This is a genomic window from Saccharothrix sp. S26, from assembly GCF_021390395.1.
Taxonomy (GTDB): domain Bacteria; phylum Actinomycetota; class Actinomycetes; order Mycobacteriales; family Pseudonocardiaceae; genus Actinosynnema.
The window spans coordinates 1-25960 of the sequence record NZ_JAJUWT010000015.1 but is presented as its reverse complement, the minus strand read 5'-3'; the positions used below and the strand labels follow the sequence as shown (position 1 = coordinate 25960).

General features: G+C 71.4%; 25 protein-coding genes and 1 tRNA gene. 19 read left to right on the top strand and 7 right to left on the bottom strand.

What is annotated here, in order from left to right; translation table 11 throughout:
* Nucleotides 1–4 precede the first annotated feature (4 nt).
* The gene (locus LZG04_RS24275) at nucleotides 5–778 is read left to right on the top strand and encodes an enoyl-CoA hydratase-related protein (protein WP_233820471.1); all 774 of its coding nucleotides are present in this window, start codon (nucleotides 5–7) and stop codon (nucleotides 776–778) included.
* On the opposite strand, the gene LZG04_RS24270 is transcribed toward LZG04_RS24275, so the two are convergent.
* The 3 genes from LZG04_RS24270 to LZG04_RS24260 form a co-directional block, all read right to left on the bottom strand.
* On the bottom strand, nucleotides 775–1116 hold the full coding sequence (locus LZG04_RS24270) for a DoxX family protein (protein WP_233820470.1): 342 nt from the start codon (nucleotides 1114–1116) through the stop codon (nucleotides 775–777). The two genes, LZG04_RS24275 and LZG04_RS24270, sit on opposite strands and share 4 nt — an antisense overlap.
* A 130-nt stretch (nucleotides 1117–1246) precedes the next feature.
* On the bottom strand, nucleotides 1247–1783 hold the full coding sequence (locus LZG04_RS24265; RefSeq protein ID WP_233820469.1) for an NUDIX hydrolase: 537 nt from the start codon (nucleotides 1781–1783) through the stop codon (nucleotides 1247–1249).
* Between the two features lie 2 nt (nucleotides 1784–1785).
* Nucleotides 1786–3180 carry an amino acid permease gene (locus LZG04_RS24260; RefSeq protein WP_233820468.1) on the bottom strand — a complete coding sequence of 465 codons (1395 nt, stop codon included), beginning with the start codon at nucleotides 3178–3180 and terminating at the stop codon, nucleotides 1786–1788.
* 56 nt (nucleotides 3181–3236) lie between these two features.
* On the opposite strand from LZG04_RS24260, the gene nucS reads away from it, so the two are divergent.
* The 10 genes from nucS (at nucleotide 3237) to LZG04_RS24210 (ending at nucleotide 15584) form a co-directional block, all read left to right on the top strand.
* The gene (gene nucS / locus LZG04_RS24255) at nucleotides 3237–3896 is read left to right on the top strand and encodes an endonuclease NucS (protein WP_233820467.1); all 660 of its coding nucleotides are present in this window, start codon (nucleotides 3237–3239) and stop codon (nucleotides 3894–3896) included.
* A gap of 126 nt (nucleotides 3897–4022) precedes the next feature.
* Nucleotides 4023–6044, top strand: a complete 2022-nt coding sequence (locus LZG04_RS42660) for a TIR domain-containing protein (RefSeq protein ID WP_233820466.1) — start codon at nucleotides 4023–4025, stop codon at nucleotides 6042–6044.
* A gap of 121 nt (nucleotides 6045–6165) precedes the next feature.
* Nucleotides 6166–8160: a tetratricopeptide repeat protein gene (locus tag LZG04_RS24245; RefSeq protein ID WP_233820465.1), complete on the top strand. Its 1995-nt coding sequence runs from the start codon at nucleotides 6166–6168 to the stop codon at nucleotides 8158–8160.
* A gap of 116 nt (nucleotides 8161–8276) precedes the next feature.
* Nucleotides 8277–8346 (top strand) — tRNA-OTHER (locus LZG04_RS24240).
* Between the two features lie 107 nt (nucleotides 8347–8453).
* Complete coding sequence (locus LZG04_RS24235) at nucleotides 8454–10028, top strand: TROVE domain-containing protein (RefSeq protein WP_233820463.1); 1575 nt, start codon at nucleotides 8454–8456, stop codon at nucleotides 10026–10028.
* Nucleotides 10029–10351: 323 nt separating this feature from the next.
* Nucleotides 10352–10672, top strand: a complete 321-nt coding sequence (locus LZG04_RS24230) for a hypothetical protein (RefSeq protein ID WP_233820461.1) — start codon at nucleotides 10352–10354, stop codon at nucleotides 10670–10672.
* A 134-nt stretch (nucleotides 10673–10806) separates the two neighbouring features.
* Nucleotides 10807–12492: a sodium:solute symporter family protein gene (locus tag LZG04_RS24225; protein ID WP_233820459.1), complete on the top strand. Its 1686-nt coding sequence runs from the start codon at nucleotides 10807–10809 to the stop codon at nucleotides 12490–12492.
* 11 nt (nucleotides 12493–12503) lie between these two features.
* Nucleotides 12504–12761: a hypothetical protein gene (locus LZG04_RS24220; RefSeq protein ID WP_233820457.1), complete on the top strand. Its 258-nt coding sequence runs from the start codon at nucleotides 12504–12506 to the stop codon at nucleotides 12759–12761.
* Nucleotides 12762–13002: 241 nt separating this feature from the next.
* Nucleotides 13003–14001, top strand: a complete 999-nt coding sequence (locus LZG04_RS24215; RefSeq protein WP_233820455.1) for a DUF3558 domain-containing protein — start codon at nucleotides 13003–13005, stop codon at nucleotides 13999–14001.
* Nucleotides 14002–14078: 77 nt separating this feature from the next.
* Nucleotides 14079–15584, top strand: coding sequence for an aldehyde dehydrogenase family protein (locus LZG04_RS24210; RefSeq protein WP_233820454.1), 1506 nt, complete (start codon nucleotides 14079–14081; stop codon nucleotides 15582–15584).
* Between the two features lie 393 nt (nucleotides 15585–15977).
* Here the strand turns inward: LZG04_RS24210 and LZG04_RS24205 are convergent, their stop codons facing one another.
* Nucleotides 15978–16982 carry an ABC transporter substrate-binding protein gene (locus LZG04_RS24205; RefSeq protein WP_233820452.1) on the bottom strand — a complete coding sequence of 335 codons (1005 nt, stop codon included), beginning with the start codon at nucleotides 16980–16982 and terminating at the stop codon, nucleotides 15978–15980.
* Between the two features lie 130 nt (nucleotides 16983–17112).
* Between LZG04_RS24205 and dhaK the strand changes: the two genes are divergently transcribed.
* The 5 genes from dhaK (at nucleotide 17113) to LZG04_RS24180 (ending at nucleotide 21948) form a co-directional block, all read left to right on the top strand.
* Nucleotides 17113–18114 (top strand): dihydroxyacetone kinase subunit DhaK, encoded by a 1002-nt coding sequence (gene dhaK / locus LZG04_RS24200; protein WP_233820450.1) that lies wholly within the window; start codon nucleotides 17113–17115, stop codon nucleotides 18112–18114.
* Entirely contained in the window at nucleotides 18114–18740 is a 627-nt protein-coding gene (gene dhaL / locus LZG04_RS24195; protein ID WP_233820449.1) for a dihydroxyacetone kinase subunit DhaL, read from the top strand. Before dhaK ends, dhaL begins: the two co-directional genes overlap by 1 nt.
* On the top strand, nucleotides 18737–19384 hold the full coding sequence (gene dhaM / locus LZG04_RS24190) for a dihydroxyacetone kinase phosphoryl donor subunit DhaM (protein ID WP_233820447.1): 648 nt from the start codon (nucleotides 18737–18739) through the stop codon (nucleotides 19382–19384). The genes dhaL and dhaM overlap by 4 nt, the downstream gene beginning before the upstream one ends.
* A 135-nt stretch (nucleotides 19385–19519) precedes the next feature.
* On the top strand, nucleotides 19520–21298 hold the full coding sequence (locus LZG04_RS24185; protein ID WP_233820445.1) for a 3-hydroxyacyl-CoA dehydrogenase family protein: 1779 nt from the start codon (nucleotides 19520–19522) through the stop codon (nucleotides 21296–21298).
* A 59-nt stretch (nucleotides 21299–21357) separates the two neighbouring features.
* The gene (locus LZG04_RS24180) at nucleotides 21358–21948 is read left to right on the top strand and encodes a DUF3558 family protein (protein WP_233820443.1); all 591 of its coding nucleotides are present in this window, start codon (nucleotides 21358–21360) and stop codon (nucleotides 21946–21948) included.
* A gap of 58 nt (nucleotides 21949–22006) precedes the next feature.
* Here the strand turns inward: LZG04_RS24180 and LZG04_RS24175 are convergent, their stop codons facing one another.
* Nucleotides 22007–22207, bottom strand: coding sequence for a zinc ribbon domain-containing protein (locus LZG04_RS24175; protein ID WP_233820441.1), 201 nt, complete (start codon nucleotides 22205–22207; stop codon nucleotides 22007–22009).
* A 5-nt stretch (nucleotides 22208–22212) separates the two neighbouring features.
* Nucleotides 22213–22629 (bottom strand): hypothetical protein, encoded by a 417-nt coding sequence (locus LZG04_RS24170; RefSeq protein ID WP_233820439.1) that lies wholly within the window; start codon nucleotides 22627–22629, stop codon nucleotides 22213–22215.
* Between the two features lie 52 nt (nucleotides 22630–22681).
* Between LZG04_RS24170 and LZG04_RS24165 the strand changes: the two genes are divergently transcribed.
* Together LZG04_RS24165 and LZG04_RS24160 are read left to right on the top strand one after the other, a co-directional pair.
* Complete coding sequence (locus LZG04_RS24165) at nucleotides 22682–22975, top strand: hypothetical protein (RefSeq protein ID WP_233820437.1); 294 nt, start codon at nucleotides 22682–22684, stop codon at nucleotides 22973–22975.
* A gap of 750 nt (nucleotides 22976–23725) precedes the next feature.
* Complete coding sequence (locus LZG04_RS24160; protein ID WP_233820436.1) at nucleotides 23726–24481, top strand: alpha/beta hydrolase; 756 nt, start codon at nucleotides 23726–23728, stop codon at nucleotides 24479–24481.
* Here LZG04_RS24160 and LZG04_RS24155 read toward each other — a convergent pair.
* Nucleotides 24457–24990, bottom strand: coding sequence for a GNAT family N-acetyltransferase (locus tag LZG04_RS24155; protein ID WP_233820435.1), 534 nt, complete (start codon nucleotides 24988–24990; stop codon nucleotides 24457–24459). The genes LZG04_RS24160 and LZG04_RS24155 overlap by 25 nt on opposite strands.
* A gap of 37 nt (nucleotides 24991–25027) precedes the next feature.
* On the opposite strand from LZG04_RS24155, the gene LZG04_RS24150 reads away from it, so the two are divergent.
* A complete protein-coding gene (locus tag LZG04_RS24150; protein WP_233820434.1) occupies nucleotides 25028–25738 on the top strand; it encodes an alpha/beta fold hydrolase in 711 nt (236 codons plus the stop codon).
* The last annotated feature ends 222 nt before the right edge of the window (nucleotides 25739–25960 follow it).

The following is a 25960-nucleotide window of genomic DNA, read 5'->3' as shown; positions in this document are numbered from 1 at the left end:
CAACATGGCCGAACACCAGCACATCCGCGTCGACCGCACGGATGACGTCGTGCGGATCACCATGGACCGCGCCGCCCGGCGCAACTCCCTGTCCGCCGAGCACCTGGCGGAGCTGTTGACCGCGTTCCGCGAGGTCGCCGCGTCGGACGCGGTCGGCGTGGTGCTGGCGGGCGAGGGGCCGGTGTTCTGCGCCGGCCACGACTTCGCCGACGTGGCGGCCCGCGACCTCGACGGCGTGCGCGACCTGCTCGCGCTGTGCACGGAGCTGATGCGCACGATCGAGTCCGTGCCGCAGGTCGTGATCGCCCGCGTGCACGGCCTGGCCACCGCCGCGGGCTGCCAACTGGTGGCCTCGTGCGACCTGGCCGTGGCCGCCGAGGAGGCCGGCTTCGCCCTGCCCGGCGGCAAGGGCGGCTGGTTCTGCCACACCCCGGCCGTGCCGGTGGCCCGCGCGATCGGCCGCAAGCGGTTGATGGAGATGGCGTTGACCGGCGACACCGTGGACGCCCGCACCGCCGAGCAGTGGGGCCTGGTGAACCGCGTCGTGCCGCAGGCCGAGCTGGACGACGCCGTGGCCGACCTGATGCGCCGCGCCACCCGCGGCAGCCGGGCCAGCAAGGCGCTGGGCAAGCAGACGATCTACGCCCAACTGGACCGGCCGGAGTCCGACGCCTACGCCATCGCGCTGGAGGTGATGGCGGCGGCCTCGCAGACCCCGGCGGCCAAGGAGGGCATGTCGTCGTTCCTGGAGAAGCGCCCCGCCGCCTGGACCGACTAGCCGAGCAGGAGGGAGGCGACGGCGAGGGCGAGGAACGCGCCGGGCGCGGCGATGTTGTGCCACACACCGGCGCGCACGTGGGCGATGACCGCGCCCGCGAAGAACGCCACCAGCCCGATCGCCGCCGCCGTCCCGACGACCGGCACGCCGAGCAGACCGAGCAGCAGACCGACCGCGCCCGCGCCTTTCAGCAGGCCGAGCACCGGCACCCACGACGGCGGCACGTCGACCGCGGCCGAGTTCGCCAGGACGAAGTCCGCCTTCACCAGGTCGGCGACGGCGATGCCGGCGTTGGCCAGGATCGCCAGGGCGGTGACGACGACGTGCGCGGTGGACATGGGACCTCCGGGTGAGCGGGCACAGGACCGTCTGCTCACCCGACGCGCGGGCGGCGCGGGAGGTGACCGCGCTGCCCGGCACCCGTGCCACCCGAGGCTCGGCGGGGGTCGTGCCCCGCGAGCCCGGCGGTCACGGCTGGGCGTGCTCGTGCAGCAGGAGCAGCGTGTAGGCGGCGATCGACTGGGCGTCGGTGATGTCGCCGCGCGCGATCATCGCCTCGAACTCGGCGCGCGGGAACCACGCCGAGCGCATGTCCTGCTCCTCGTGCTCGCGCTCGTGGAAGCCCTCGCGCAGCTCGGTGGCCAGGAACACCCGGCCGCGCTGGCTCGACATGCCCGGCGCGACGTCCAGCATCCCCAGCTGCACCAGCTTGCCCGCGCGCAACCCCGTCTCCTCGCGCAGCTCGCGTTCGGCCAGCACCAGCGGGTCCTCGTCGGCCCGCTCGGGCGCGGTGCCCTGCGGGAACTCCCAGCGCCGCATGCCCAGCGGGTAGCGGAACTGCTCGACCAGCCGCAGCCGCTCCCCGTCCATGGGGATGACCAGCGCGAAGTCGGGCTTGTCCACCACGCCGTAGATGCCGGTGGTCCCGTCCGCCCGCCCGATGGCGTCCTCGCGGACCACCATCCACTGGTTCGCGTACACCTCACGCGATCCGAGGGTTTCCACGATCACTCTCCCTGTGCCGAATGCCGGGCGAGTTCCGACCGGCGTCGCCCGTACGCGAAGTACACCACCAGGCCCGCGGCCGACCAGACGCCGAAGGCCAGCCAGGTGGCGGGCGCGAGGCCCGCCACCAGCAGCACGCACATGCCCAGCCCCAGCAGCGGCACCACCGGCACCCACGGCGTGCGGAAACCGCGCGGCAGGTCCGGCCGTGTGCGCCGCAGCACGAGCACGCCCACGTTGACCAGGCTGAACGCCACCAGCGTGCCGATGCTCGTCGCTTCCGCCAGTTGCCCGAGCGGCACCAGCGCGGCCAGCACCGCGACCACCGCGCCCACCAGCACCGTGTTCACCGTCGGCACCCGCTTCGCGCCGACCCGCGCGAACACCCGCGGCACCAGGCCGTCACGCGCCATGGCCACCAGCACCCGCGTCTGTCCGTACAGGACGGTCAGCACCACGGACGCGATCGCGACCACCGCGCCCGCCGACAGCACCGTCGCGGGCCACCCGGCCCCGGTGACCTGCCGCAGCACGGTGGCCAGCGAGGCGTCGGAACCGGCCAGGGCGTCCACGCCCACCGCCCCCACGGCGGTGAACGCCACCAGCACGTACACGACCGTGACGACGACCAGCGAGATCACGATCGCCCGCGGCAGGTCGCGCTGGGGGTCGCGCGCCTCCTCACCGGCCGTGGAGGCGGCGTCGAACCCGATGAACGAGAAGAACACCAGCGACGCGGCGCCCGTGACGCCCGCGAGCCCGGCCGGCGCGAACGGCGCGAGGTTCTCGCTGTGGAACCCGAACACGGCCACCACCACGAAGAACACCAGCACGGCCACCTTGAGCAGCGTGGTCACGGTGGTGACGGCCGCGCTCTCCTTCACCCCGCCCAGCAGCACGGCCGTGGCCAGCAGCACCACCACCGCGGCGGGCAGGTTCACCACGTCCCCGGACAGCGCCGCGGGCAGCTGGAACCCGAGCGTGGCGTCGAGGAACGCGTTGAGGTAACCGCTCCAGCCGACCGCGACCGCCGCCACCGAGACGCCGTACTCCAGCAGCAGGCACCACCCGCAGACCCACGCGACCAGCTCGCCGAGCGTGGCGTAGGTGTAGGAGTAGGCCGACCCGGACACCGGCACCGCGCCGGCCAGCTCGGCGTACGACAGCGCGGAGAACAACGCGGCCAGCGCGGCCACGGCGAACGACACGGCGACCGCCGGACCGGCCACCGGGGCCGCCTGGCCGAGCACGACGAAGATGCCCGTGCCCAGCGTGGCGCCGACCGAGAGGGAGACCAGCGGCACCAGGCCGAGGCTGCGGCGCAGTGAGGTGTGAGCGCTCTCGTCGGTGATCCGGTCGACGGGCTTGGTGCGCAGGAGCTGTCGCAGCGGTGACACGTCGGCCGACGGTACCTGCCGGTGGATCGGCGCTCGCACCCCGTAGCCTGTCGGCCGTGCGCCTCGTCATCGCTCGCTGCCAGGTCGACTACGTCGGACGCCTCACCGCCCATCTGCCGATGGCGCAGAGGCTGCTGCTGATCAAGGCGGACGGCTCGGTGTCGATCCACTCCGACGACCGCGCGTACAAGCCGCTGAACTGGATGAGCCCGCCGTGCTGGCTGATCGAGGACCCGGACCTGTGGGTCGTGCAGAACAAGGCGGGCGAGAAGCTGATCATCACCCTGGCCGAGGTGCTGCACGACTCCAAGCACGAGCTCGGCCCGGAACCCGGCCTGGTCAAGGACGGCGTCGAAGCCGACCTGCAGAAGCTGCTGGCCGAGCACGTCACCACCCTGGGCGAGGGCTGGACCCTGGTCCGCCGCGAGTTCCCGACCCCGATCGGCCCGGTCGACCTGATGTGCCGCGACGCCTCGGGCACCTCCGTGGCCGTCGAGATCAAACGCCGCGGCGAGATCGACGGCGTCGAACAACTGACCCGCTACCTGGAACTGCTCAACCGCGACCCGCTGCTCGCCCCGGTGAAGGGCGTCTTCGCCGCCCAGCAGATCAAACCCCAAGCCCGAACCCTCGCCGAGGACCGCGGCATCCGCTGCGTCGTCCTGGACTACGACGCCCTGCGCGGCATCGAATCCGACGAGTTCCGCCTGTTCTGATCCCGTTTTCCCACTGCGGACGGCCGGTGGGTAATGTGGTTCGAACGCCTTTCAGGCGTTTCCGCATTTTTGCGTAGTTGCGCTGCTCCATTCGAGCGGTCGCCACGCGGAGAAGGAGGAGCGTCTGTGGTCGAGGTCCCCGCGGGTGAACTAGCAGAGGTCGCCGTCGTGTCATGCGACATCTCCGGCCATTCCGCGGCGAACGGCGTGTCCCAACTCCGCCGGGTCGCGGCGATCAACCGGATCGTCGCCGATGCGATCGAGCGCCGGGAGCCCGGTCAGGTCGTCTGGGCGTCGGGTGGCGACGGCGGTCACGTGGTCTTCTTCGGGGAAGACTGGCAGGAGCACGCCGTGCGACTCATGGCGGAGTTGTGTTCTTGGGCGCGCGGAGAGCGGGTCAAGCTCCGCGTCACCGGTCACGTCGGCGAGGTCGACAGCCTCACCGGGGCCGACGGACGCACCCAGGTGGTCGGGTCCGGCATCAACTTCGCCGGGTGGCTGGTCTCCCAGGCGACCGGTGACGGCATCGTCGTGTCCGACACGTTCCGTCGCGCGATCGCCTCCGCGCCGATCGCTTCCGAAGTCGATTTGCACGACCAACGCCTGCGGGTGGAACGCAGCTATGAAGAGCTGCTCTGCCTGCTGTCGCTCGAGGGCGTGCGATCCGAATGGGGAAAACCGGAGCACGACTACGCGTCGTTGAAGTTGGCACTGAAAACGGGAAACGGGTGGGACGCGCTCTACTACGCGAAGAGGATCTCCCAGATCAACCCGCGGGACCACAACGTCACGGCTGCACTTGAGCGCGCCTCGCGAATGCTCAAGTCCAGCACCGGTGCCAATCGCAGCTTCCTCGAGCTGCTTCGGGCGGACGAGCTGACCGAGATGCTGAAGCTCGGTCACCTGGTCGAGCGCAGGCCCGGCGAGGTGATCTGCCGCGTCGGCGAACCAGGCGAGTCGATGTTCGTCATCCTGCGCGGCGAGGTCGGTGTCTACAACCTGGAGGGCAAGGGGTTCGGGGGCACGGCCGAGGCGAACAACGTGCACCGCGCGGGCGAGGTGGTCGGGGAGTTGGCGACCGCTCTCAAGCGCAACCGGACCGCGGACCTCGTCGCGAAGACCGACGTGGCGCTGCTGTCGTTCATCAGCGAGGAGGTCACCGACAAGCTGTCGGACACGGAACCGGGCAAGGAGGCGAGGCGGCAGTACGACCTGTTCATCCTCGACCGCGTGCTCCAGCACACCGTCCAGGCCACGCCGTACCTCTTCGGGCCGCTGAGCATCCCTCCCGCCCACGGCATCGCGCGAGTCAGCGATGACGTCAAGGCGTGGGAGGCCGCCGTCCGCGAGCTGCTGCCGCACACGGAACTGGTCACGGTCGCCCCAGGGGGCTTCACCCTCGAGATCGGCGAAGTGGTGCGCGCGATGAACAAGGACGACCCGGAACACGGCATGTTCGTCCTGGTGTCGGGCAGCGTCCAGTCCTCATCGCCCGTCGTCGCCAAGTTGAACGGCACCCGGCGCCCGCTGCTGTGGGTCGACGTGCCCAAACTCTTCGACGCCCCGCCGAGCACCTACGAGCGCGCTGCGGAACCGATCATGGTGCTGCGGATCGGGGCCAAGGGCGTCGACCGGCTGTCGCTGGAGCAGCGCGCCGAGCTGCGCCGGTCGTTGGAGAGCGTGGTCGGCGAGGTGCCACCCGAGTACGAGTACGACGTGTACCTGTGCCACTCGAGCCGGGACAAGGCCGTCGTCCGTGAGATCAAGGACCGGCTGTGGCAGGACTACGGCCTCAGGTCTTGGTACGACGACGCGGAGCTGCGTCCGGGCGACTCGACCCGCAAGGTGATCGAAAAAGGGCTGATGAGCAGCCGGTTCCTGCTCCTGTGCGCAAGTGCGAACCTCAACTCGTCGGACTGGGCGAACCGGGAGATCGACTCGGTCCTGCACTTGGACGTGAAGCGGGAGCACGACGACCCGAAGGTCCTCGTGCTCAAGCTCTACGAGAACGAGAGCAACGACGAAGCCATCCCCCGGATCTTCCGAGGCACCAAGCGGCTGCACTTCCAACGGGACGGCGACTTCCAGCGACTGGCGGAGTTCATCCTGGCCGCCGGGAAGGCAGACGATGGGCGAAGAGGTCCGTAACACCGTGACGGCCCCGGTGTCCGTGGCAGTGCAGGCGGGTCGCATCGAGGGCCCCGTGCACATCCATGGGGCCGCGCCGCCGGTGGTCGTTCCGCGCCAGTTACCCGGCGGTCCGCGTCGGTTGACCGGACGCGGAGCGGAGCTCGCCTGGCTGGACCACCAGGTGGGCGCGGCGCGGCCCGCGCCGGTCGTGGTGAGCGGCCCCGGAGGCGTGGGCAAGAGTGCCCTGGTCCTGACCTGGGCGCACGCGCACCTCTCGGATTTCCCCGACGGGCAGTTGTGGGTCGACCTGCGCGGGCACGGCCCGGATCGGCCACTGACGCCGGACGAGGCGCTCGGCGCGTTCCTGCGTGACCTCGGCGTACCCCATGCCGAGGTGCCGCAGGCCCGTCATGAACGCGAAGGGCGCTACCGCAGCCTGCTGCACGGCCGCAGAGTGCTGGTCGTGCTCGACAACGCCGCATCCGAGGACCAGGTGCGCCCGTTGCTGCCAGGCGCGGGTGTGGTGCTCGTGACGAGCCGGAACGTGCTGCCCGGCCTGGAGGTGCACGAGGGTGCGGAGGTGCTCAACCTGGACCTGCTCAGCCCCGATCAGGGGCAGGCCCTGCTGCGTGCCGCGCTCGGTGACCGGGTGGACCGGGAGCCCGCCGCGCGGGAATTGGTGGCGCAATGCGGCGGGCTGCCGCTGGCGCTGCGGATCGTCGCGCAGTTGGCTCGGTCCCGACCGGCGGCTCCCTTGGCGGAACTGGTCGCGGAACTGCGCCACGCGGGCGACCGGCTGGACGCGCTGGAGGTCGGCGGCGACCTCCACTCCTCGATCCGGCCGGTGTTGTCGTGGTCCTTGGACCGCTTGCCGGAGGACGCGGCACGCGCTTTCCGGCTGTTCGGCGCGCACCCGACCGGCGTGGTGGAGGCACCCGCGTTCGCCGCGCTCTGCGGCGTGTCGGTGGCCCGGGCCGCGCGCCTGTTGCGCGTGCTGGTCGGGGCCCACATGCTCGCCGAGCCCGTGACCGGTCGGTACGGCGCGCACGACCTGCTCCGCCTCTTCGCCGTCGAACTCGCGGGCGTCGACCGCGAGCGGGTCGCCGCCAAGGCGAGGTTGTTCGACCACGTGCTGCACACCGCCGAGCGGGCCGACGCGCTCGTCACGCCCAACCGGTACCGGGTGCCGCTGGTCGGTGACCCGGCCGGTGCGGAGGAGTTCGCCGACTACGGCTCGGCCCTGGCATGGCTGCACCGGCACTGGCGCGACGCCGTCGGCCTGTGCGCCTGGGACGAGCCGGAACTGGACGTGCGGCGCTGGCAGCTCGCGTACACGATGCGGGGCTACTTCTTCCTCACCAAGCAGTGGGACGGTTGGCTCGAGTGCTACCGGTCGGCGCTGGCGGCATGCCTGCGGTTGGGCGACCGGCACGCCGAGGCTCGCATCCGCAACGACTTGGGTCGCGCACTGCTGGAGACCGGGCGGCCGGACGAGGCCGCCGGGCAGTACGAGAGCGCGCAGCGCCTGTTCGAGGAGATCGGCGACCGGCACGGGTGGAGCAACGCGGTCGCCAACCGGGCGGTCCTGTTACGCCGCTCCGGTGACCTTGCGGAAGCGTTGCGCCTCAACAAGTCGGCGCTGGACTACTACCTCGAGGTGGGCGCGCGGCGCAACGCCGCGATCGCGTGGCGCAGCCGGGCGAAGATGCACTACGCGGAAGGCGCGCTGGATGAAGCCTCCGCCGACCTCGATCGGGCGGTCGCCATGTTCGCCGAACTGGGATCGCACCTAGACCTCGCCGAGGCGTACGACCTGCGCGGTGTCATCGCCGCGCGGCGAGGTGACGCGGCGGGCGCGGAGGCGCAGCACCTGGCCGCCCTGGAGGCGAGCCGGGCGTGCGGTAGCACTCTCGAGGAAGCCAAAGCGCTGCACCGGCTGGGCGACTTGGCAGCGGCGCGCGGTTCGGTCGACGAGGCCGTCGCCCGGTGGGGCGCGGCGGTGCGCCACTATCGGTCCCTCGGGTCACCGGAGGCCGCCGGCCTGACCGCGCGGCTGGCGTCCATGGACGTGGCCGAAGAACGATTCCCGCCGGACGAGGAAACCGCGCGACCGGCCGTGCCGAAATCGGTTTGATCCTGCTCGTGCGCGGATTACTGTGGGCCGCGCACCCGGTGCGAGTTCGGCGGTTACTTCTCGACAAAGTTCACCGCGGGACGGTGTGACCTCGGGAGCGCACGACTCCACACGTGCCCGGTGCGCAGGCGAGGGCTACTTCCACTGGTAATGGGCGGGTTGCGGGTTCGAGTCCCGCCACCGGTTCGACCGGTGTAGCTCAACTGGCAGAGCAGCTGTGTGCCTTCGCCGAATTCGATCTCGGGCACGTGTGGGGTTGGTGGTCGCTCCCCTCGGCGAGTGAGGGGCGGGAAATGAGCAAGTTCAACTTCGGTCGCGTGCGCGCGGCCGTGTCCAGCCCGGTCCGGTCCGAGGCGGTGGCGAGCGGGCGCACGCACGAGGGCGCGCCGGGGTATGCGCGGGACGCCAAGTCGGAGCTGTTCCTGCTCGCGGTCGCCAACATGGTGGGCGAGCGGACGTTCTACGAGTCCGCCGGCGAGCGGGACGACCGCTACGCCGCGCTGGTGCGCGCCACCACCGCCGCCGACCCCGAGTGGACGGCCCGGTTCCTGGCGTGGCTGCGCGGCGAGGCGAACATGCGCACGGCGGCCCTCGTGGGCGCGGCGCACTTCGTCAAGGCACGGCTCGACGCGGGCGCGCCGGGCCTGTCCCGCCAGGTCGTGGACTCGGTGCTGCACCGCGCCGACGAGCCGGGCGAGCTGCTGGCCTACTGGACCTCCCGGCACGGCCGCGCGCTGCCCAAGCCGGTCAAGCGCGGCATCGGTGACGCGGTGCGGCGGCTGTACGACGAGCGCGCCCTGGTGAAGTGGGACTCCGAGGCGCGCGGCTACCGGTTCGGCGACGTGCTGAACCTGACCCACCCGTCCCCGCGCGCGCCGTGGCAGGGCGACCTGTTCGCCCACGCCCTCGACCGCCGCTTCGGCCGTGCCGACGACGTGGCGGCGTCCTTGGGCGTGCTGCGCGCGCGTGCCGAGCTGATGGCGTGGCCGGTGGAACGGCGGCGCGCGCTGTTCGCCGCGGACCGCGACACGGTCGCGACGACGCTGCGTGCGGCGGGCATGACGTGGGAGTCGGTCGCGGGCTGGTTGCAGGGACCGATGACGGCCCAGGTGTGGGAGGCGCTGATCCCGTCCATGGGCTACATGGCGCTGTTGCGCAACCTGCGGAACTTCGACCTGGCGGGTGTGTCGGACGCGGTCGCGGCGGAGGTCGCGGAGCGGTTGGCCGACGCCGGGCAGGTGGCGCGGTCGCGGCAGTTGCCCATGCGGTTCCTGTCGGCGTACCGGGCCGCGCCGTCGTTGCGCTGGGCGTGGGCGCTGGAGCAGGCGGTCACGCACTCGCTGGGCAACGTGCCCGAGCTGGCGGGGCGCACGCTGGTCCTGGTCGACACGTCGTACTCGATGAACGCGCCGTTCACCAAGGACGGCACGCTCATGCGGTGGGACGCGGCGGCGGTGTTCGGGATCGCGCTGGGCTCCCGGTGCGAGCGGGCCGACGTGGTGTCCTTTTCGGACGGCACGCGCCCGTTCCGGCTGCGCCGGGGCGAGTCGCTGCTGAAGGCGGTGGAGCGCTGGAAGTCCGACGGCTACTTCCTGGGCAGCGGCACCGCCACGGCCGGTGCGGTGCGGTCGCACTTCAAGCGCCACGACCGCGTGGTCATCGTCACCGACGAGCAGGCGGGTGACGGCGACGTGCACCGCGCGGTGCCCGACGACGTGCCGCTGTACACGTGGAACCTCGCCGGGTACCGGCACGGTCACGCGCCGAGCGGCGGCCGGGGGCGGCACGCGTTCGGAGGGCTGACCGACCAGGCGTTCCGGATGATCCCGCTGCTGGAGAGCGGTCGGGACGCCGGCTGGCCGTTCTAGGCGATCACCCCGCCGGTCCGCTGCCCGCGGGCCGGCGGGGCGGCCGCGCTCGGTGGGATGGTCGGGTTCGGCAGGGCGGCTGTTCCGCCGCGGGTGTCGGGGTCGGTGGGCGGTCGTCGTCTCCGCAATTCCCGGGTCGGCGGTAAGCCGTTCGGGCGCGTGGCAGGCCGGATTCCGCGATATACGCTGACTTCCCCCGTCAACGGGCCTGGAGGCGCGTGGTGCGAAGACGTCGAAGACGAAGATCCGGTCGGCCCGTCCTGGCCTGGGCGGTTCCCCTCTCGGCCCTCTTGGCGGTGGCCGGGTGCGCGGAGCGGTCGCCCGTGACGCCGCCGGCCGTCGTCGCGGCGTTGAGCTCGACCGTCGCACCCTCCGCCGCGCACCTCGTGACGCAGCCCGTGGCCGGCCCGGCCGGTGGCGAGGTCCGGCTCAGCGGCGAGGGGTATCCGGCACACGGTCGGGTGGTGTTCACCTTCCACGGCCGGCCGGTCGGCGACACCACCGCGGACGCGGTCGGGCGGTTCGCCGCGGTCCCCGTGCGGGTGCCCGGGTCCTTCGCCGACTCCGCGCCCGGCACCCAGTTCACCATCGGCGCGACCTCCGGCCCCGTGTCGGCCGAGACCCCGTTCGTCCTCACCCGCTGACGCCCTCACCAGAGGTTTAGGCCGGGGTAGTTCAAACCGGCGGAGCGCGCCGAGGTGCACTACCGTCGGCTTGATCGGCTGTGCGGTAGTGCGCGGTGGTGTTCGGGGTTGTTCGATCAGGGAGGTGGGCGGACGTGCCCGTACTGGCCCAGGTGGATCTCAGGCTGGATGCCGGTCCGTTGGACTACACCCTGCTGGCGGTCTACTTCTTGTTCGTCCTCGGCATCGGCTTCCTGGCCCGCCGATCGGTCTCCTCCAGCCTGGACTTCCTGCTCTCCGGCCGCTCGCTGCCCGCCTGGGTGACCGGCCTGGCGTTCATCTCCGCCAACCTCGGCGCGATCGAGCTGCTCGGCATGGCCGCCAACGGCGCGCAGTACGGCATGGCGACGGTGCACTACTACTGGATCGGCGCGATCCCGGCCATGGTGTTCCTCGGCCTGGTGATGATGCCGTTCTACTACGGTTCGAAGGTCCGCAGCGTCCCCGAGTTCCTGCGCCGGCGCTTCGGCAAGGGCGCGCACCTGGTCAACGCGATCAGCTTCGCCGTCGCCCAGGTGCTGATCGCGGGCGTGAACCTGTACGCCCTGGCGTTCCTGCTCAACCTCATGCTCGGCTGGCCGATCCCGCTGTCGGTGGTGATCGCGGCGGCGATCGTGCTGACCTACACCGCCCTGGGCGGCCTGTCCGCGGCCATCTACAACGAGGTGCTGCAGTTCTTCGTGATCGTGGCCGCGCTGCTGCCGCTCACGATCGTGGGCCTGCACAAGGTCGGCGGGTGGCAGGGCCTGGTCGACAAGGTCACCGGCGGCCCCGGCGGCGCGGAGCAGCTCTCGGCGTGGCCCGCCACGGAGCTGACCGGCATCCAGAACCCGGTGCTCAGCGTGATCGGCATCGTGTTCGGGCTCGGGTTCGTGCTGTCGTTCGGGTACTGGACCACGAACTTCGCCGAGGTGCAGCGCGCCTTGTCGGCCAAGAGCATGTCGGCCGCCCGGCGCACGCCGATCATCGGCGCGTACCCGAAGATGCTGATCCCGTTCGTGATCATCATCCCCGGCATCATCGCCGCGCTGGTCGTGCCGGAGATGGTCGCGCTCAAGGCCGGTGACGACAGCGCCGGCGTGGTCTACAACAACGCGCTGCCCGCGTTGATCGGCGAGCTGCTGCCCAACGGCATGCTGGGCATCGCGATCACGGGCCTGCTGGCGTCGTTCATGGCGGGCGTGGCGGCGAACGTGTCGTCGTTCAACACGGTGTTCACGTACGACCTGTGGCAGGACTACGTGCGCAAGGACCGCCCGGACGAGTACTACCTCCGGGTCGGTCGGCTGGCCACCATCGGCGGCACGCTGATCGCCATCGGGACCGCGTTCCTGGCGGCCGGCTACGGCAACATCATGGACTACATCCAGGCGCTGTTCTCGTTCTTCAACGCGCCGCTGTTCGCCACGTTCATCCTGGCCATGTTCTGGAAGCGGATGTCGGCGGCGGCGGGCTGGGCGGGCCTGGTCGCGGGCACGCTCGGCGCGGTGGCGGTGTTCGTGCTGGCCGAGACCGGGGCGCTGGACCTGCCGGGGCAGGGCGCGAGCTTCGTCGGCGCGGGCGTGGCGTTCGCGGTGGACATCGTGGTGAGCGTGGTGGTGACGGTGTTCACCCGGCCGGTGCCCGAGGAGCGGCTGGTCGGGCTGGTGTACAGCCTGACGCCCAAGGAGGACCGCATGCACTCCACCACGGGTGACGACGCCGGGTGGTACCGCTCGCCGCTGCTGCTCGGCATCGGCGTGCTCGTGCTCACCGCCGTGCTCAACATCATCTTCGGCTGAGGGAGGTCGTCGTGGCGCGCAAGGCCGGTCTGTTCGACCTGCGACTGGTGATCGCGGTGCTGTTCGCCATCTACGGCGTGGTGCTGTTGGTGGTCGGACTCGGCTTCACCGACGAGGCCGACCTGGCCAAAGCGGATGGGCTCAACATCAACCTGTGGTCCGGCGTCGGCATGATCGCGCTGTCGGCGGTGTTCGCCGCCTGGGCGCTCCTGCGGCCGGTCATCGTGCCCGACACCCCGGTCGGGGAGTCGTCGGGCACGCGTGGCTGAGGTCGGGGCTACCCGCGGTCAGCGCCGCGGGTAGACCGGGTTGAACGCCTCGACCGTCCAGCTGTCGATCCAGCGGACGGCGCGTCGGATGCGGTTGCGCATTCGATGTCCTTTCGTCGGGTTCGGCGGGGGGACACCTGGTTCAGCGCGTCGATCTTCTGAATCGTTCCCGAACGCCGTCGTGAGGACGGACACAGGGTTCGTGCCACGAATGGACCACTCGGTCGCTACCGTGCACCACGTGCACCGTCTCGTCGCCGTGTTGAGCTCGATCCTGCTGCTGGCCGGCTGTGCCGGGGCGGATCTGGCCAAGCAGAGGTTCCCGCGCACCACCATCCCGGCCGACGCCGAGAACGCCTCCGACCCGACCGGGTCGAGCCAGAAGTCGCCACCGGCCACCGACGGCAAGCCGGTCGACCCGGCGTTCGCCCCGGACAAGCTGCGGCTGACCGACCCGTGCGAGCTGCTGGACGAGGACGTGCTCAAGCGGTTCGGCACGCCCGGCGACCGCTCGCGCAGCGGGTTCAGCCGGTGCTCGAACTTCATGAAGGACAAGGGCGGGAAGGACCTGGCCGTGACCGTCGAGGTCGGCCAGACCATGACCACCGAGCTGAAGAACGCCGACAAGCAGCTCGCCGGCCTGCGCAGCTACGAGCAGGTGCTGGACAACAGCGCGTGCTTCGTGTCCGTCATCACGCAGGAGCAGCCCGGCCTCGGCATCACGGTGCAGATCGGGTACGAGGACGGTGACGCGTGCGCGCCCGGCCGTGAGATGGCCGTGTCGGTGGTCGAGCAGATCAAGGCCCGCGCGGCGACCCGGACGCCCGCCAAGGGCTCGCTGATCACGCTGGACCCGTGCGTGCTGCCGGACAAGGCGGCGGTCGAGGCGGCGGCGGGCGCCGATTACCGTCTGTACCCGTACGGGCTGCACAACTGCGCCTGGGTCGGCAAGGACCGCGAGGTGTCGTTGGCGTTCCGCGAGACGTTCATCCCCGACGACCGCGAGTTCGACGCCAAGCAGACCGAGGTCGACCTGGGTGGCGGCGTGACCGGCTACCAGGTGTCCAGCAGCACGGCGTTCCCGTCGTGCGAGGTCAAGTGGGTGCAGTTGGCGGGCTCCGACAACGACGGCGAGATCGGCGAGGTCAAGTCGGCCGGGCCGAAGGCGACCGAGTTCGACCGCTGCGCGACGGCCGTGGCGTTCGCCAAGGCGGTCATCGGCAAGATCCCGAAGGGCTGAACGGGGGCTGACATCACCCCCCGTTACCCGTTACTGTCGAGTAACACCCGCGTTCGTGCTTGTGCTTGGAGGGCCCGATGACGCAGACCGCTCCCACCACTCCGGCGCGGGCCGACGACGGGCAGCGGCGGTTCGCGTCGCTCGATCCCCGCACGGGTGAAGTCGTCGCCCACCACGTCGTCGCCTCGGAGGAGGACGTGCGCGAGGCCGTGCGCGTGGCGCGCGACGCCGCCGCCTTCTGGGACGACCTCGGGTTCGACGGCAGGCGGGCGCGGCTGGACGCGTGGCGCAAGGCGCTGGTCAAGCGGCTGGACGAGTTCCACGTGCTGATCAGCGCGGAGACCGGCAAGTCGGCCGACGACGCGCGCACCGAGGTGGCCCTGGTCATCGACCACCTGCACTGGGCGGCCAGGCACGCGGCGAAGGTGCTGGGCAAGCGCAAGGTCGCGCCGGGGATGTTGATGTACAACCACGCGGCGACCCTGGAGTACCGGCCGTTGGGCGTGGTCGGCGTGATCGGGCCGTGGAACTACCCGGCGTTCACGCCCATGGGTTCCATCGCGTACGCGTTGGCGGCGGGGAACGCGGTCGTGTTCAAGCCGTCGGAGTTCACACCCGGGGTCGGCGTGTTCCTGGCTTCCACGTTCGCCGACGTGGTGCCGGAGTACCCGGTGCTGCAGGTGGTGACCGGGTTCGGCGAGACCGGGGCGGCGTTGTGCGCGGCCGGGGTGGACAAGGTGGCGTTCACCGGGTCGACGGCGACCGGCAAGAAGGTGATGGCGGCGTGCGCCGCGTCGTTGACGCCGGTGCTGGTGGAGTGCGGCGGCAAGGACCCGCTGATCGTGGCCGAGGACGCCGACGTCCGGGCGGCGGCGGACGGCGCGGTGTGGGGCGGGATCTTCAACTCCGGGCAGACGTGCGCCGGGGTGGAGCGGGTGTACGTGGCGGACGCGGTGTACGACGAGTTCGTCGCGCTGGTGGTGGAGAAGGCCGGGAAGCTGCGGCCCGGTGGTGAGGCCGACGCGCACTTCGGTCCGATCACCATGCCCCAGCAGGTGGACGTCATCCAGTCGCACGTGGCCGACGCGTTGGAGCGCGGCGGGCGGGCGGTGGTCGGCGGGCTGGAGTCGATCCGGCCGCCGTACGTGGAGCCCGTGGTGCTGGTCGACGTGCCCGACGACTCGATCGCGGTGACCGAGGAGACGTTCGGGCCCACGTTGGTCGTGACGCGGGTGGCGGACGCGGACGAGGCCGTGCGGCGGGCGAACTCGTCGGCGTACGGGCTCGGTGCGACGGTGTTCTCGCGCAACCGGGGTGAGGAGATCGCCGGCAAGCTGCGGTGCGGGATGGTGTCGGTCAACTCGGTGCTGGCGTTCGCGTCGGTGCCCGGGTTGCCGTTCGGCGGGGTCGGGGATTCGGGGTTCGGGCGGATCCACGGGGAGGACGGGCTGCGGGAGTTCGCCTACGCCCACGCGGTGACCCGCAAGCGGTTCGGTGCTCTGCTGAACCCGATGACGTACGAACGGGGTTCCCGCACGATCCGGCACGTGGTCCGCATGGTCCGCCTCCTCTACGGCCGCTAACCCGCGTGTCCTACGTCCAGAACGCGTGTGTCCTACGTTCAGAGCGCGTGAGTCCTACGTTCGGGTCGGGTGAGTCCTACGTTCAGGACGCGTGTGTCCTACGTTCAGGACACCCGAGTTCAACGTTCAGGTGCGGTGGGGTGTGAGGCAGGGGGCAAGGCCGGGGGCGGTGGTCCAGTCCGGCTCGATTTGACATGGGGCCCTTACGGGCACTCCAGGCAGGCCAAAGCCGGCAGGCCCGGCGGGGAAAAGCGTCCCGCCAGGCCTGCCGGCTTCGACCAGCCTAAAGCACCCGAACCCATGTCAATTCGGGCCTCAGTGGGTTGGTGGCGGGTCCGATGTGGGTGGTGGGGATGGGGTGGGTTGGGGATGGTGGGGGTGGGTCGGGTTTGGTCAGTTGGTGAGGGTTTGTTCGAGGTCGGTGAGGACTTCTTCGGCGGCGAGGACGCCCAGGCCCAGGAACCACGTTTCGTCGCTGACGGGCTTGGCGTGGCCTGATCGGACGGCGGACAGGGTTTGCCACAGGGGGCCGCCCAGGACTTGTTGTTGGGCGGTCTTGGATTGGTCGCCGTAGGTGCCGATTAGGATCCAGTCGGCGTCGGCTTGGGCGATCTGTTCGGTGCTCACCTCGACGGCCAGGTCGTCCTTCTGGCTGGCCGGGGGTTGGGGGATGCCGGCGTCGATCAGGATCGTGCCGATGAAGCTCTTCTGGGCGTAGAGGCGGATCTTGCCCGGCATGAAGCGGAGCATGGTGATGGTCGGGCGCTTGCCCGCCTTGGACTCGATGGTCTCGCCCACCCGCTTGGCGTGGGTTTCGTAGTCGGTGAGGAGTTTCTCCGCCTCGGCGGAACGGTCCAGGGCGGCGGCGTTCAGGCGGAAGTTCTCCTTCCACGTGTAGCCGGGACGGGCGGCGAAGACGGTCGGGGCGATTTCCGACAGCTTCGGGTACTGCTGCTCGGCGCGCAGTTGGGAACCGATGATGAGGTCGGGCTGGAGCTTGGCGATGGTCTCCAGGTTGAGGCTCGTGATGCCGCCGACGTTCTCCGGGTTGCCCGCCTTGTCGCCGATGTAGCTGGGCATGGTGGGCGCGCCGTCGGGGTAGGCGACGCCGACCGGCTTGATGCCCAGCGCGACCACGTTGTCGAGCTCGCCGCCGTCGAGGACGACGACGCGTTCCGGGCGCTTCTCGATCACGGTCTCGCCCATGGCGTGCTTGATCGTGCGGGGGAACTGGCCCGGTTGGGCGTCGGTGCCGAAGCCGGCGCTCTTCTCGCCCGCCTTGCCGAACTCCGAGCCGCCCTGGGCCACCGCGGGCTTGTCGGCGGGCGCATCGGTCTGGCCGCACGCGGCGAGGGTGAGGGCGGCTGCCAGCAGGGCCGCGGTCCTGGTCTTCGACACTCCGGGGTTCCTCCACTACTCCAGGTCACTGACCTGCTGTTCTTAGGGTGTCCTCACCGTAGCTTCCGCTTTCGGGGTCGCTCGCGGTGGAGTAGTAATGGGGTGATCAGCGTCGATCGGGAGGTCACCCGTGAAGAAGATCATCAACGATCCGGCGACCGTCGTGGCCGATTCGCTGCGGGGCATGGCGCTCGCGCACGCCGACCTGCTGGACGTCCAGTACGACCCGGCGGTGGTGGTGCGGGCGGACGCGCCGGTGCCGCGCAAGGTCGCCGTCATCTCGGGTGGCGGGTCGGGGCACGAGCCGCTGCACGGCGGGTTCGTCGGGCGGGGGATGCTCGACGCGGCCTGCCCCGGCGCGGTGTTCACGTCGCCGACACCCGATCAGGTGGCGGCGGCGGTGGCGCGGACCGATGGCGGGGCGGGGGCGTTGCTGATCGTGAAGAACTACACCGGTGACGTGCTCAACTTCGAGACGGCGGCCGAGCTGGCGGCGGCCGACGGGGTGGACGTGCGGACCGTGGTGATCGACGACGACGTGGCGGTGAAGGACTCGCTGTACACGGCGGGACGGCGCGGTGTCGGCGGGACGGTGCTGCTGGAGAAGATCGTCGGGGCGGCGGCGGAACGTGGCGTCGACCTCGACGGGTGCGAGGCGTTGGCGCGGCGGGTGGTCGAACGCGTGCGGTCGATGGGCCTGGCGTTGACGCCCTGCACGGTCCCGCACGCGGGGGAGCCGTCGTTCACGTTGGCGGACGACGAGATGGAGCTGGGGATCGGCATCCACGGCGAGCCGGGGCGGCGGCGGGTGGCGGTCGGGACGGCCGAGGAGATGGTGCGCGCCCTGCTCGACCCCGTGCTGGAGGACTTGCCGTTCGGCGAGGGCGACCGGGTGCTGTTGTTCACCAACTCGATGGGCGGGACGCCGTTGATCGAGCTGTACTTGGCGCACGGGATCGCGGAGCGGCTGTTGGCGGAACGGGGGATCGCCGTGGCGCGGCGGTTGGTCGGGCCGTACATCACGAGTCTGGAGATGCAGGGCATGAGCTTGACGGTGTTGAAGCTGGACGACGAGATGGTCGAGCTGTGGGACGCGCCCGTGCAAACCCCGGCGTTGCGGTGGGGCGTCTGATGGCCTGCACGGCGGAGTCGGTCGCGGAGGCGGTGCGGGCGGTGGCGGCGGTCGTGGTCGAGCACCGCGAGGAGCTGATCCGGCTCGACCGCGAGATCGGCGACGGGGACCACGGCGAGAACCTGGCGCGCGGCTTCACGGCGTTGGTGTCCAAGTTGGACGAGGTGCCGTCGTCACCCGGTGGGGTGTTGAGGTTGGCGGCCACGACGTTGATCTCCACGGTGGGCGGCGCGGCGGGACCGTTGTACGGGACGGCGTTCCTGCGCGCGGCGACATCGGTCGGTGATGTCGCCACGCTGGACGGCGCGGCGGTGGCGGCGGCGTTGCGGGCGGCGTTGGACGGGGTGGTGGCGCGGGGGAAGGCGTCGTTGGGGGACAAGACGATGGTGGACGCGCTCACGCCCGCGGTGGCGGCCGCGGAGTCCGTGGCGGCCGGCGGTGGTGGCGTCGCGGAGGTGTTGACGGCGGCGGCCGACGCGGCCGAGATGGGTGCCGACTCGACCGTGCCGATGGTGGCGCGCAAGGGGCGTGCGTCGTACTTGGGTGAACGCAGTTCCGGGCACCTCGACCCGGGCGCGCGGTCGACGGCGTTGCTGCTGCGGACGTTGGCGGCGAGCGCGCGGTGATCGGTCTCGTGGTGGTGTCGCACAGCCGGAAGTTGGCCGAGGGGGTCGCCGAGCTGGCCGGGCAGATGGCGCCTTCGGTGCGGATCGTGCCGTCCGGCGGTGACGGAACGGGGGGACTGGGCACGGACTACGTGGCCGTCGGGGAGGCCATCGCGCGGGCCGATTCCGGGTCGGGTGTGGTGGTCCTGTTCGACCTCGGCAGCGCGAAGATGGTGGCCGACATGGCGGCCGAGGAGGCGGAGGGGTCGGTCGTCGTGGTGGACGCGCCGTTGGTCGAGGGCGCGGTGGCGGCCGCGGTGCGGGCGCAGGGCGGGGCCGGGTTGGCGGAGGTGGCGGCGGCCGCGTCCGGTGTCGCGCCGACGTCGGTGGTGGACGGGGACGTGGTGCGGGCCGAGGTGGAGTTGACGAACTCGGTCGGGTTGCACGCCCGGCCCGCCGCGTTGGTGGCGCGGGCGCTGGACCGGCTGGACGCGTCGGTCCACGTGCGGTTCGGCGACGAGTCGGCGGACGCGAAGAGCGTGTTGGCGTTGATGGGCCTGGGCGCGCCGGGCGGTGCGCGCGTGGAGGTCGTGGCGTCGGGGGCCGACGCGGCGGAGGCGGTGCGGAGGGTGGAGGAGCTGGCCGCGCGGCGGTTCGACGAATGAGCTGGTGAGGCGCGCCTGGACCGATCACTTGCTCGATACCGATGGTGAAGCTCACGCGAACGACGCGTGACGGCCGTGGGATAGTCGCGGTCAAGTTACCGTCCGGTAGCCACTCCGTTGAGTGGGAGGTGAGCAGTGACGCGCCAGTTCGACACGGTCGGTGTCGTCGGTCTCGGCACGATGGGCGCCGGTATCGCCGAAGTCCTCGCCCGGACCGGCACCACTGTGGTGGCGGTGGACGTGGACGAGGCGGGCCTGGCCCGCGGTCGCGGCCACCTGGACCACTCGACGGACCGCGCGGTGGCGGGCGGCAAGCTGTCGGCGGACGAACGTGACGCCACGTTGGCCCGCATCTCCTACGCCACGTCGTTGGACGCGCTGGCCGGTGTCGACCTCGTCATCGAGGCGGTGCCCGAGCGGATCGAGCTGAAGGCGGCCGTGTTCGCCGAGCTGGACCGGATCTGCGGGCCCGACACGGTGTTCGCGTCGAACACGTCGTCGTTGTCGATCACCGAGATCGGTGTCCACACCGGACGGCCGGGCAAGGTCGTCGGGCTGCACTTCTTCAACCCCGCGCCGGTGCTCAAGCTCGTCGAGGTGATCCGCACGGTCGTCACCGAGCCGGACGTGGTGACCGACGTGGTGGCGTTCGCCGAACGGATCGGCAAGACGCCGGTCGTCATCGGCGACCGGGCCGGGTTCATCGCCAACGCGCTGCTGTTCGGGTACCTCAACCACGCGGTGCGGATGTACGAGTCCCGTTACGCGACAAGGGAAGACCTCGACGCGGCCATGCGGTACGGGTGCGGCTACCCCATGGGACCGCTGGCGGTGCTGGACCTCATCGGCCTGGACACCGCGTACGAGATCCTCGACACGATGTACCACCAGTCGCGCAACCGGCTGCACGCGCCCGCGCCGCTGCTGAAGCAGATGATCACGGCGGGTCTGCTGGGGCGCAAGAGCGGGCGCGGCTTCTACACCTACGACGGGCCGGACTCGCCGGTCGTCGTGCCGGACGTCCTCACGCCGGTCGCGTCTCAGGAGGGTGAGTCGGCGCGCGAGGTGCAGCGGGTCGGCGTGATCGGCACCGGCACCATGGCCACGGGCATCGTGGAGGTGTTCGCCAAGCGCGGGTACGACGTGGTGCTGCGGGCCCGGTCGCGGGACAAGGCGGACGCGGCCGTCGGCAAGGTGCGCAAGTCGTTGGAGAAGGCGGTCTCGCGGGGGAAGCTGTCGGAGCAGGACCGTGACGCCGCGTTGGCCCGCGTGACGCCGGTGGTCGACTTCGCGGACCTCGCCGACTGCGACCTGGTGGTCGAGGCCGTGGCCGAGGAGCTGTCGATCAAGAAGGCGGTGTTCCAGGCGCTGGACGAGGTGTGCAAGCCGGGCGCGGTGCTGGCCACCACGACGTCGTCCCTGCCGGTGATCGAGTGCGCCGCCGCGACCGCGCGCCCCGGTGACGTCGTCGGCCTGCACTTCTTCAACCCGGCGCAGGTGATGAAGCTGGTCGAGGTCGTGGGGACCATCTCCACGTCGGCCGACGTCGTCGCGACGGCCCGCCGGGTGTGCCTGGACCTGGGCAAGGTGCCCGTGCACTGCGGCGACCGGGCGGGGTTCATCGTCAACGCGCTGCTGTTCCCCTACCTCAACGACGCGGTGAAGATGCTGGAGGCGCACTACGCGTCCGCCGACGACATCGACAACGCGATGAAGGTCGGCTGCTCGTTGCCGATGGGGCCGTTCGAGCTGCTGGACGTGGTCGGGCTGGACGTCTCGCTGGCCATCGAGCGGACCCTCTACCTGGAGTTCCGCGAGGCGGGCTTCGCACCAGCGCCGCTGCTGGAGCACCTGGTGAAGGCCGGGCGGTTGGGTCGCAAGACCGGCAAGGGGTTCCGCGACTACGCGGCCTGAGACCCGCGTTGCCCGGGCTGATGGCGTGGCGGGTTTCGGCGTTTGGCATCGTGGTCACCATGCGGCGTGTGGTGATCTCGCTCCTGGTGGCGGCGTTCGGTCTGACGAGCGCCTGCGCGTACACGGTCAACGGCACCCCGGTGGCGGAGCAGGTGCTCGACGTCGACCCGCCGTTCACGTCGGCCCAGCCCACGCCGACGGGGTCCGCGGACCCGTCCGACGACCGCTCCGAGCCGACCGGTGACGTCGGGGACATCTGCGCGTTGATCGGGTGGAAGGACCTGCCCTACGACGTGCCGGACAAGAACGCCAAGCCGACGGAGACCGGTTACGACAAGACGTTCGACCAGTCGTGCAAGTGGCAGACGTCGGTCGGGTCGCTGGACGTGGGCGTGACGCTGCGGTTCCGGGCGGGGCGGGCGATCACGCTGGAGCAGAGCAACGGCGAGTTCGACCTGGGTGACCGGAAGGTGACCTACTTCGACCGCACCACGGACACGTCCGTGCAGCCGTCGTGCGTGCTGGTGATGGACTACGCCGGTGGCGGGATCGGCATCATCGTGATCGACGGGACGGCCCGCTTCGGCGCGATCTGCGACCAGGGCAAGAAGGTCGCCGAGGCGCTGGTGGCGAAGGAACCCACCAGCTGAGCCACGTCCGGGCCTGCTCCGCGCGTGGTGCGGCGCAGGCCGCGGTCGTGGCGTGCGGTCAGCCGCAGCAACCGCCGCCGCAGCAGCCACCGCCGGTCGCGGGTGCGTCGGCTTTGCCGCTCAGCCCGGCCATGGAGAGCAGCTTGACCGTGTCGTCGTGGCCGTTCGGGCACGGTGCGGGCGCGGAGGCGTCGTCCATCGACCGCTTCACGTCGAAGGTCGAGCCGCACGCCTTGCAGCGGAATTCGTAGGTTGGCACGTCGCTCATTGTCCCCGGCGCGGCGGTGCCAGCACCAGCAAGGGCACCCCAACAGCGGACACGGCGGCGAGCAACGTCAACAACGGCAGGCTGTGCACCCAGCCGAGGCCCGCGGCGGCCACGTGCGTGCCCGCGAACGTGACGACCCACGTCCGCGAACTCGGCCGCAACCACACCGGGGCCAACGCCGACAGCGCGGTGACCAGCAGCAACATCGTGGACCCGAGCAGCACGCCCTGCCTGAGCCCGCGCGGCTGGCCGACCGGCACGTCCCGCTCGGCCACGATCGGACGTGCCACGTCACCGGCGACCACGTGCGGGGGTGACGGCTCGAACAGCAGCCCGCGCACCACCGGCAGCAGCGTCACGGCCACTTCGGTCACCAGGAGCAGGGTTAATACGACCCGTTGCCACTTGCTCACCCAGTGGACCGTAGGCGATCACCCAGGGCGAGCCCGGATACCCTCGTTCCTCGTGCCACGCCGTAACCGCCCGCAACGCCCTTCCGAGCCCTCACCCATCGGTGGGCACGGCTGGGCGCGGGCCGAGAGCGCCCCGGACGGCGAGTGGCTGGTGCGCACCGTCTCCGGCACCGCCACCACCAAGACCTACCGCTGCCCGGGCTGCGACCACGAGATCCGCCCCGGCACAGCCCACGTCGTCGCCTGGCCGGCCGCCGACTACGGCTCCGTCGAAGACCGCCGCCACTGGCACCAGGGCTGCTGGACCACGAGAACCCGCCGAGGCCCCACCACCCGCCGCTGGTAACGCTCCGTACCCGCCGACTCGGCCAACCCCTCCCCACCGGTCCGCCGATCGCACTGCCCGCCGACCGCCCGGTTCGCCGACCGCCCGGTTCGCCGGCCGCCTGGCCCGCCGATCGCACTGCCCGCCGACCGCCCGGCTCGCCGGCCGCCTAGCCCGCCGATCGCACTGCCCGCCGGCCGCCTGGTTCGCCGACCGCTCGGTCCGCTGAGCGCCTGGTTCGCCGAGCGCCTGACCCGCCGACCGCCCGGCCCACCGACCGCCGACCGCCCGGCCCACCGACCGCCGACCGCCCGGTCCGCCGAGCGCCTGGCTTGCCGATCTCCCGACCAGCGGATCAGGCGGTAATCGGCCGCCTGGACGCCCGTTCGACGGGCAGTCGAACGCCCGGCCAGCGGATCAGCGGACCGCCCGTTCGACGGGCAGCCGACCATCCGGCCAGCCGATCGCCGGCAGGGAACCCCAGGGCCCGCCGACCGCCCGCCAACCGTCGATGGCAGCCGATGCCCGGCTAGCTAGGCAGCACACCGACAGACCACCTCCGGCCGGCGACCGCTGCCACCACGCAGTCGCGACGGCCGCCTTCCACCACTGCCCCTGCTGGCACCGCCCCGTTGCGGCTGCTGCCACTGCCCCACAAGCTCGGCCGCTGTGGTGTCTTGTGGTCGGCCAGCCGTGAGAGGTGTCGTGGTTGGCGGCGAGTGCAGGCCGCCGGTGACGCAGGCGTTGGCGGCGCGGTGGGACGATGGGGTCGTGGGTGAGGTTCCGATCAAGGCCAACACCGTGCTCCCGGCGCGCCGGGAGGCGGTGACGTTGCGGACGGTCGATGGGTTGGGGTTGGTCGGGGAGTTGGCGTTGCCCGTCGATCGGCAACCGGTGGCCACGGTGGTGTTGCTGCACCCCCTGCCGACGCACGGCGGGATGATGGACTCCCACCTCTACCGCAAGGCGGCGTGGCGGTTGCCCGCGTTGGCCGGCCTGGCGGTGTTGCGGTTCAACACGCGGGGCACGGCCAGTGCCGCCGGGTGCAGCGAGGGCGCGTTCGACCACGCCGTGGGCGAGCGGCTGGATGTCGCTGCCGCCCTGGCGTTCGCGGCCGAACGGGGGTTGCCCCGGGTGTGGCTGGTCGGCTGGTCCTTCGGCACCGACCTCGCGCTGATGCACGGGTGCGAGCCGATGGTCGAGGGCACCGTGTTGATCTCACCTCCCCTGCGGTGGAGCAAGGCCGAGCACTTGCGGACGTGGGCGCGGTCGGGCAAGCCGGTGGTGTGCCTGGTGCCCGAGTTCGACACCTACCTCCCACCGGCCGAGGCCAGGCGGCGGTTCGGCGCGGACATCCCGACCGCGGACGTCATCGACTTCCCCGGCGCCAAGCACCTCATGGTCGGGCACACCGAAGAGGTGCTGGACGCGATCGTGTCCGCGGCCGTGCCCGAGGTGCCCACGCCGTTGCCGCGCACCTGGTCCGGCCCCCACGAGCGGTATCAGGCAACCATCGTGGCCTCCTGACGCCAGACCGGCACCGGACCCTCGACGGTCCTGCTCCCGCCCACGTGCGCGAAGCCCAGCTTCTCCGTCACGCGCTGGGAGGGCGCGTTGTCGGGGTCGGTGATGACCACGACCGGACGGTCCGGCCGGGCCCGGCCCGCCCAGTCGACGGCCGCGCGCGCCATCTCCGGTGCGTAGCCGCGACCCCAGTGCCGGGGGCGGAAGCGGTAGAACAGGTTGAACGTCGCCTCGCCGTCCAAGTCGTGGTGCCGCAGGCCGCCGAAGCCGATGACCTCCCCGGTCTCCGGCAGCTCCACGGCCCGGTACCCGATGCCGTCACGCGCCCAGTGCGCCTGCCACTCGGTCGGCATCTTCGCCACCTGTTCCGCCGACGGTGGCCCCGCTGGGTTATAGCGGTTCGCCCCCGGGTCGGACAGCACCGCGATCGCCGCGCGCACGTCACCCGGGCCGACGCGCCTGAGCAGGAGGCGGTCGGTGCGCATCCCGTCCGGTTCCGGGGTGGAGGTCATGCGACGAAGCTAGCGAGGGGGTCCGACAATTCCGGGTATGGAATCCGCTCCGCTCGTCCTGTTGCACGCCTTCCCGTTCGACTCACGGATGTGGGACGGGGTCCGTGACCTGCTGAAACCGATCACGCCGGACCAGCGGGGCGGCGATCGTTCACCCGATCTGGTGGCAGTTGCGGACGACGTGCTGCGGTTGCTCGACGAGCATGGGATCGAGCGGGCGGTGCTCGGCGGGTGCTCAATGGGCGGGTACGTGGCGATGGCCGTGCTGCGGCGTGACGCGTCGCGGGTGGCGGGGCTCGTGCTGGCCGACACGCGTGCGGGCGCGGACACGGAGGAAGCGCGGGCGAACCGGCTGACGATGGCCGCGCGCGTCGAGGCGGAGGGCCTCGGCTGGGTGCCGGACGCGGTCGTGGGCGGGCTGCTCGGACCGGCGGCGGACGACGCCGTGGTCGGGCGGGTGCGGGAGTTGATCCTCGACCAGGACCCGGCGGAGGTCGTGTGGGCGCAGCGGGCGATGGCGGCGCGACCGGACTCGACGGACGTGCTGGCCGGAGTCGACGTGCCGGCGTTGGTGCTGGTCGGGGAGCACGACTCGCTCACGCCGCCCGCGTTGGCCCGGGAACTGGCCACGACGCTGCGGCAGGGCGAGTACGTCGAACTGCCGGGCGTCGGTCACCTGAGCCCGCTCGAAGCGCCGGACGCGTTCGCCGCCGCCGTCCTCGACTGGCGACGGCGCGCCGGCGTGTGACGGCGTCCTGAGCGTTGAATTCGGGGGTCCTGAACGTAGGACACGCGCGTTCTGAACGTAGGACACGCGCGACGTGAAGGTAGGACTCCCGCGGGGTCAGCGCTTGGCCGGTTGGGGGCGCGCGATCTTCTGGGTTGGGGCGTCCGGGGTTGGCTTCGCCTCGTCGGTGGGAGCGGGATCCGGGGAGGCCGCGGGGGTGGGGGCAGCGGCCTCCCCGGATCG